This is a genomic window from Streptomyces antimicrobicus, assembly GCF_020532625.1.
GTDB lineage: Bacteria > Actinomycetota > Actinomycetes > Streptomycetales > Streptomycetaceae > Streptomyces > Streptomyces antimicrobicus.
The window spans coordinates 1-6,258 of sequence record NZ_JAJAUY010000220.1 but is presented as its reverse complement, the minus strand read 5'-3'; the positions used below and the strand labels follow the sequence as shown (position 1 = coordinate 6,258).

The 6,258-nt window shown below is 74.7% G+C and carries 7 protein-coding genes; 5 read left to right on the top strand and 2 right to left on the bottom strand.

From position 1 onward, the window contains the following. Nucleotides 1–933, bottom strand: a 933-nt coding sequence (locus tag LG632_RS29230; RefSeq protein ID WP_226730911.1) for a serine/threonine-protein kinase, incomplete at its 3' end; no start/stop codon positions are given. A gap of 107 nt (nucleotides 934–1,040) precedes the next feature. On the opposite strand from LG632_RS29230, the gene LG632_RS29225 reads away from it, so the two are divergent. The 5 genes from LG632_RS29225 (at nucleotide 1,041) to proC (ending at nucleotide 4,923) form a co-directional block, all read left to right on the top strand. Continuing rightward, entirely contained in the window at nucleotides 1,041–1,364 is a 324-nt protein-coding gene (locus LG632_RS29225; protein WP_226730909.1) for an SH3 domain-containing protein, read from the top strand. 266 nt (nucleotides 1,365–1,630) lie between these two features. Continuing rightward, nucleotides 1,631–2,080, top strand: coding sequence for a hypothetical protein (locus LG632_RS29220; protein WP_226730915.1), 450 nt, complete (start codon nucleotides 1,631–1,633; stop codon nucleotides 2,078–2,080). Nucleotides 2,081–2,355: 275 nt separating this feature from the next. Then, complete coding sequence (locus tag LG632_RS29215) at nucleotides 2,356–3,150, top strand: ABC transporter ATP-binding protein (RefSeq protein WP_226730913.1); 795 nt, start codon at nucleotides 2,356–2,358, stop codon at nucleotides 3,148–3,150. Continuing rightward, nucleotides 3,147–3,965 carry an ABC transporter permease gene (locus LG632_RS29210; RefSeq protein WP_226730907.1) on the top strand — a complete coding sequence of 273 codons (819 nt, stop codon included), beginning with the start codon at nucleotides 3,147–3,149 and terminating at the stop codon, nucleotides 3,963–3,965. Before LG632_RS29215 ends, LG632_RS29210 begins: the two co-directional genes overlap by 4 nt. Before the next feature lie 148 nt (nucleotides 3,966–4,113). Then, entirely contained in the window at nucleotides 4,114–4,923 is an 810-nt protein-coding gene (proC, locus tag LG632_RS29205) for a pyrroline-5-carboxylate reductase (protein ID WP_226730905.1), read from the top strand. A gap of 85 nt (nucleotides 4,924–5,008) precedes the next feature. On the opposite strand, the gene trpS is transcribed toward proC, so the two are convergent. After that, nucleotides 5,009–6,010 carry a tryptophan--tRNA ligase gene (trpS, locus tag LG632_RS29200; protein WP_226730902.1) on the bottom strand — a complete coding sequence of 334 codons (1,002 nt, stop codon included), beginning with the start codon at nucleotides 6,008–6,010 and terminating at the stop codon, nucleotides 5,009–5,011. Nucleotides 6,011–6,258: the final 248 nt, after the last annotated feature.

Sequence of the window (6,258 nt, the reverse complement as noted above, 5' to 3'; positions counted from 1 at the left end):
GGGGTGCGTGTCCACGTCGGCCGCCGCCGGGCCGGGCCGGGCCCCGCCCCCGCTCACCGCCGACGACACCGGCCGCCGCGGCTGCGGGACGAACGCCTGCGTGTGCTCCGACGTCGGGTACGCCACCGCCCGCATCGCCGCGATCAGCTCGTCCGCCGTGGGCCGCCGCGCCGGGTCCTTCGCCAGGCAGCGCGCGACGATCGGCACGAGCTCCGCCGGCAGGCCCGTCAGGTCCGGCTCGTGGTGCACCACCTGGTACGCCACCAGGTAGGGGCTGTCGGAGTCGAAGGGCCCCCGCCCCGTGGCCGCGTGCACCAGCACCGCGCCCAGCGCGAACACGTCCGCCGCCGGCCCCACCTCCCGGGGCCGCTGGAACTGCTCGGGCGCCATGAACGGCGGCGTCCCGATCAGCTTCCCGGTCTCCGTCCGCAGATCGCTGTCGGCCGGCCGCGAGATCCCGAAGTCGATGACCTTCGCCCCGTCGGCCGCCATCAGTACGTTGCTGGGCTTGAGGTCGCGGTGCACCACCCCGGCCCGGTGGATGTCGCGCAGCGCCTCCGCGAGCCCCGCGCCCAGCCGTCCGAGCTCCCCGGCGTCCAGCACCCGCTCGCGCACCCGCTCGGCGAGCGTCGGCGCGTCGATGAAGAGCGTGGCCATCCACGGCCGCTCGGCCTCCGGATCGGCGTCCACGACGGGTGCGGTGAAGGCCCCGCTCACCCGCCGGGCGGCGGCGATCTCCTGCCGGAACCGGGCCCGGAACTCCGGGTCCTCGGCATGCTGGGAGTGCACGATCTTGACGGCGAGTTTCAGCCCCGACCCGGACGTGGCCAGATGCACGACGCCCATGCCGCCGGACCCGAGAACGGATTCCAGCCGGTAGTCCCCGGCGAACTCCGGGACCCCGGCGCCGTAGTCCGAGCGCTGCGCCCGCATCGCGTACCACCCCCGCGGGAGCCTAGTGGATGCCCGCCGCCGGATTCCAAGGTCCTGCTACCCTGCGCGAGTCGCGGAGCGTGACGCCCAGGGGGGGGATTTTCGGTATGTCCGTCGAGAACGAAGCGATCGAGTCCAGCCAGTCCGACGCGCCGGCGGCGAGCCTGACCGCCGACTCCGGCTACTTGTCGTACCCGGTCGCGCCCGGCTACCGCGTGAACGTGCGCAGCGGCCCGGGCACCAACTACTCCGTGGTCAAGGTGCTGCCGTACGGCGCCACCGTGACCATCCGCTGCCAGTGCGACGGGACCACCGTCTCCGGGCCGTACGGCACCACCGACATCTGGGACTGCGTGGGCAACGGCCAGTTCGTCTCCGACGCCTACGTCCAGACCGGCAGCGACGGCTACGTCGCCACGCGCTGCGCCTGAGGCGAGAAGGCCCGAGCCGGAGGCCTGCGGCCGGACCTGAGCCGGGGGCCTGCGGCCCGGACCCGAGCCGGAGGCCTGCGGCCCGCGCCCGGGGCCTGACCGGGCCGGGCCGACCACCCTGCGGACGGCGCGGGCCGCGGCGGGGGCCGCGGGAGATAATCGCTGCCGTGAGCGACGAGCAGCGAGACGACCACAAGGACGACCGGCGGGACGCCCTCCGGGACCGGTCCCGGCCCACGCCCCCCGCCGGCCCCCGGCCCGAGCCGATCCGCTTCTACGGCACCACCTGGGTGAACCACGACGGCGGCTACCACCTGCGCCGCGCCGCCCTCGCCGTCGGCTCGCTCCTCGGCGCGACGGCCTCCGCCTACCTGCTGCGGTTCGCCTACGAGGGCCTGGAGATCGGCAACGTCGGGACCTTCCTCAACGTCTCCGTCGTCGTCCTGTTCGCCGTGTGCAGCGCCATCGCCTTCATCAAGACCTGGGAGTCCTTCGGCCGCCGCCCGGCCCCCTCCTCCGACGAGGCCTCCCTCAAGGGGCTCAAGGCGATCGGTTTCATCGGCTCGCTCATCGCGTACTTCCTGCGCAGCCTCGGCGAGGCCCCCGGCGAGAAGCTGCACCGCGCCGAGTACGAGCGCGCCCTCGCCGAGTACGACCGGCGCCGCAGCACCCGTACGGGCAACCCGGCGGCCCGCCGGCCCAAGCGCAAGAAGTAGCCGCCCGGGCCCCGACCGGCGCCCGGGGCCCGACCCGCGCCCGGGCCCCGACCCGCGCCGGGGCCCGACCCGTGCCCGGCCGCGGCCCGTGCCCGGCCGCGGCCCGCGCCCGGCACCGACCGCCTGCCTCGACACACCTGCCCCGCCCTGCCGGCCCCCTCCGCCGGCCGCCGCCCGCCGCCCGCCGGCCGGGCCCGCCGGCCGCCGTCCAACCGGGTTCCGTCCGTCCGCCTCATTGACGCCGCGGCACCGCCAGGCGCATTATTCATCACATGATGAATAACCAGGCCGCGGCGCCCGCCCCCGCCGTCCACGCCCGGGGCCTCACGGTCCGCCGCGGCACCGGCCGCGCCCCGCGCACCGTCCTCCAGGGCGTCGACTTCGATGTCCCCCGCGGCCGCATCACCGGCCTCCTCGGCCCCTCCGGCTGCGGCAAGACCACGCTCATGCGGGCGGTCGTCGGCACCCAGGCGCACGTCACCGGCACCCTCGACGTCCTCGGTCGACCCGCGGGCCACCCCGCCCTGCGCTCCCGCATCGGCTACGTCACCCAGGCGCCCTCGGTCTACGACGACCTCACCGTCCGGCAGAACCTCGACTACTTCGCCGCCGTCCTCGACCCCGGCCGCGCCGCGGCCGACCGCCGCCGGGCCGACGTCGCACGCGCCCTCGCCGACGTCGACCTCACCGGCCACGCCGACGCCCTCGCCGGCCGGCTCTCCGGCGGCCAGCGCAGCCGCGTCTCCCTGGCCGTCGCCCTGCTCGGCACTCCCGAGCTGCTCGTCCTCGACGAACCCACCGTCGGCCTCGACCCCGTCCTGCGCCGCGACCTGTGGAACCTCTTCCACACCCTCGCCGCCGAACGCGGCGCCACCCTGCTCGTCTCCTCCCACGTCATGGACGAGGCCGAGCGCTGCCACGACCTCCTCCTCATGCGCGAGGGCCGCATCCTCGCCCAGGACACCCCGGACGCACTGCGCGCCCGTACCGCTTCCGCCACCGTCGAGGAGGGCTTCCTGCGCCTCGTCGACGAGGCCACCGCCCGCGCCGCCCAGGAGGACCCCCGATGAGCCCGACGACCCCGGCGACCCCGGCGACCCCGACGACCCCGACGGCCCCGAGGACCGGTCGCGCCCCGCGCCCCGCCCTGAGCCCCGCCCGCACGACCGCCACCGCCGCCCGCGTCCTGCGCCAACTGACCCACGACCCGCGCTCCATCGCGCTGATGCTGCTGGTCCCCGTCCTGATGCTGACCCTGCTGCGCTACGTCTTCGACGGCAGCCCGCGCACCTTCGACAGCGTCGGCGCGTCCCTCCTCGGCATCTTCCCGCTGATCACGATGTTCCTGATCACCTCGATCGCGACCCTGCGCGAACGCACCGGCGGCACCCTCGAACGCCTCCTCGCCATGCCGCTGGGCAAGGCCGACCTCATCGCCGGCTACGCCCTCGCCTTCGGCACCATGGCCGCCCTGCAGTCCGTGCTCGCCACCGGCCTCGCCCTGTGGCTGCTCGGCCTCGACGTCGTCGGCTCGCCCTGGCTGCTGCTCCTGGTCGCCCTGCTCGACGCCCTGCTCGGCACCGCCCTCGGACTGTTCGTCTCGGCCTTCGCGGCCTCCGAGTTCCAGGCCGTCCAGTTCATGCCGGCCGTGATCTTCCCCCAGCTGCTGCTGTGCGGACTGTTCGCGCCCCGCGCCACCATGCAGCCCGTCCTGGAGGGCCTGTCGAACGTCCTGCCCATGTCCTACGCCGTCGACGGCATGAGCCAGGTCCTCACCCACACCGACATGACCGCCGACTTCGTCCGCGACGTCGTCGTCGTGGCCGGCTGCGCCCTGCTGGTCCTCGCCCTCGGCGCCGCCACCCTGCGCCGCCGCACACCCTGACCCGCACGCCCGCACGCCCGCACGCCCGCACGCCCGCACGCCCGCACGCCCCCTGACCACGGACCGGACAGCGCTGCCGCCGGGACCCGCCCGGGTGCAAGGATGAGGACGTACGTCCTGAAGGTTCGTTCGGCGAGGTGAAACGGGCATGACCCAGACAGTCGCAGTCCTCGGCACCGGCAAGATCGGCGAGGCCCTGCTCAGCGGCATGATCCGAGGCGGCTGGCCGGCCTCGAAGCTCCTGGTCACCGCCCGCCGCCCGGAACGCGCGGAGGAACTGCGCACCCGCTACGGCGTCGAGGCCGTCTCCAACGCCGAGGCCGCCAAGCGCGCCGACACCCTCATCCTCACGGTCAAGCCGCAGGACATGGGCGCCCTGCTGGACGAGCTCGCCCCGCACGTCCCGGCCGACCGCCTGATCATCAGCGGCGCCGCCGGTATCCCGACCTCCTTCTTCGAGGACCGGCTCGCCCCCGGCACCCCGGTCGTCCGCGTCATGACCAACACCCCGGCCCTCGTGGACGAGGCCATGTCGGTCATCTCGGCGGGCAGCCACGCGAACGCCGGCCACCTCGCCCACGCCGAGGAGATCTTCGGCGGTGTCGGCAAGACCCTGCGCGTGCCGGAGTCCCAGCAGGACGCCGCCACCGCCCTGTCCGGCTCCGGCCCCGCCTACTTCTACTTCCTGGTCGAGGCCATGACCGACGCGGGCATCCTGCTCGGCCTGCCCCGGGCCCAGGCCCACGACCTCATCGTGCAGGCGGCGATCGGCGCCGCCGTGATGCTCCGCGACAGCGGCGAGCACCCGGTCAAGCTCCGCGAGGCCGTCACCTCCCCGGCCGGCACGACCATCAACGCCATCGTCGAGCTGGAGCGGCACGGCGTCCGCGCGGCCCTCATCGCCGCCCTCGAAGCCGCCCGCGACCGCAGCCGCGAACTGGCCGCCGGCACCAACTGACACCGCGCCGGGCACGGCGGCGTACGGGGCCCGGCACCGGTCCGGGCCCCGCACGACGAACGACGGGCGTCCGCCCGCACGCCCTTCAGGGCGCGAGCAGCCCGATCGCCTCGTACGCCCGGTCCACCACCGGCCGCGCGAGCGACCGGGCCCGCTCTGCGCCCGCCCGCAGCACCTTCTCCACCGCCGCCGGATCGGCGGCCAGCTCGGCGTGCCGCTCGCGCACCGGCCGCAGCGTCTCCACCACCGCCTCCGCGACGTCCCGCTTCAGCGCCCCGTAGCCGTCGTACCCGGCGGCCAGCTCCACCGGGTCCCCACCGGTGCAGGCGGCGAGGACGTCCAGCAGGTTCGCGGCACCGGGCCGGGTCGCGCGGTCGTACGCGACGCCCCCCAGGTTGTCGGTCACGGCGCGCATGACCTTGCGCGTGACGACGTCCGGCTCGTCGAGCAGGTAGACGATGCCCGTGGTGACGTCGTGGGACTTGCCCATCTTGGACGTCGGGTCCTGGAGGTCCATCACGCGCGCGGCCACCGCCGGCAGCGTCGCCCTCGGCACGGTGAACGTCGGCCCGTACCGCTGGTTGAACCGCACCGCCAGGTCCCGCGCCAGCTCCACGTGCTGCCGCTGGTCCTCACCCACCGGCACCTCGTCGGCCCGGTACGCGAGGATGTCGGCGGCCATCAGCACGGGATACGTCAGCAGCGACAGCCGCACCCCCTGGCCGGCCGCCTCCGCCTTCGCCGCCTTCTCCTTGTACTGGATCATGCGGCGCAGCTCGCCGTCCGACGCCGTGCACTCCAGCAGGTAGTGCAGCCGGGTGTGCTCGCTGACGTGGCTCTGCAGGAAGAGCGTGCACATCTCCGGGTCGAGTCCGGCGGCCAGCAGCAGCGTCGCCGCCTGCCGGCTCAGGCGCCGGACGCGCGCCGGATCGTGCTCGACGGTGAGCGCGTGCAGGTCCACGACGCAGTAGAGGGTCTCCTCGGGAGCGCCGGCCCCGGTCGCGGCGACCCACTGCCGGACGGCCCCGAGGTAGTTGCCCAGCGTCAGGTGCCCGGTCGGCTTGATACCGCTGAAGATCGTGGTCATGGTCGGTCGTTCTCCCTCTGGGGTGTCGGTCGGTCGGGCGCCGGGGCCGGCGGCCGACTGCCAGGGGGCAGAAACGCGAACGGCCGCCGAGGCGGCGGCCGTGGAGCGCATGCGTGGGGCGGCCGCCGTCAGGCGGCCCACCAGCGAAGGCTGGACGTGAGCGCATGCGTAGTCATGCGGACCAGGGTAGCGCCGGGGCCGGGGGTTGACACAAGCATGTGGGGTCCGTAAGGTTCTTCGAGTTGTCG